This is a genomic window from Bradyrhizobium sp. NAS80.1, assembly GCF_001908205.1.
Taxonomy (GTDB): domain Bacteria; phylum Pseudomonadota; class Alphaproteobacteria; order Rhizobiales; family Xanthobacteraceae; genus Bradyrhizobium.
In genome coordinates this window covers 1-760 of the sequence record NZ_LGHL01000496.1, presented here as the reverse complement: position 1 = coordinate 760, position 760 = coordinate 1, and the positions used below count along the sequence as shown (strand labels likewise).

Here is a 760-nt window from a genome sequence, read left to right as displayed (position 1 = left end):
CCAGCCGTCAGCCGGGTCGGAAAAAGCCCAGGCCGTACGCCAGGGCTCTCCCGTAGGCGTATTTATATCACTGCGCCTTCTTGCGCGGGTCGTCAGCCGGGTTGAGGTAGTCGATGCCTGCTGGCCCGGTAAACTGAACTTGGAGGATCGCCTCCTCGTTCCCCGCCCAAGCGTAATGTGCGTGTTTTGCCGCGTGCGTGAACACTGAACCCGCCTTCAACATCTCGCCTTTCTTTTCTAACTTTTCACCCTCGTCGGTCCCGACGGCACCACTGATCACAGTGACAACCTCGGAATAGGGGTGGGTGTGCGGCGCAATTTGAGAGTTGGGTGGGAACTTCACGCGTTGGACGACTACGTCAGCTTTCGTCGGATCGCCTAGGATAACCGCGACTTGGAAACCCTTTGGAAGGGCCGGGTTGTCCTTCCAGGTCAGCGCATCGGGCTTCACCACGATCCCCTTCATGGCATCTTGCGCCAATGCCGAACCCGCCAACGCGATCAAGCCTGCCAAGATCAGAAGCTTTTTCATGGAAGTCCTCCCTGGCTGTCTAAAAAGTTCTGCGCGCCGTGACCGACACGCGTTCCAACGACGCGCCAAAGGTTCGTCATCTTAGGGCAGTCAATGAGCGGCAGCTATATAAAATTGAACACTACGAAATCACATCGATGCAGCCCGGCCGGCTATACCGGGCGTGGCCCGCAAACATTTGGGGAATGCCGTTGCGCCGGGTGAACGAAGGGCGTCGCCCCGGCAGTC

The 760-nt window shown here is 58.4% G+C and carries 1 protein-coding gene; it reads right to left on the bottom strand.

Annotated features, from left to right (window positions below; translation table 11 throughout):
* Positions 1-67: 67 nt before the first annotated feature.
* Entirely contained in the window at positions 68-532 is a 465-nt protein-coding gene (locus AC629_RS44500) for a cupin domain-containing protein (RefSeq protein ID WP_084810847.1), read from the bottom strand.
* Positions 533-760: the final 228 nt, after the last annotated feature.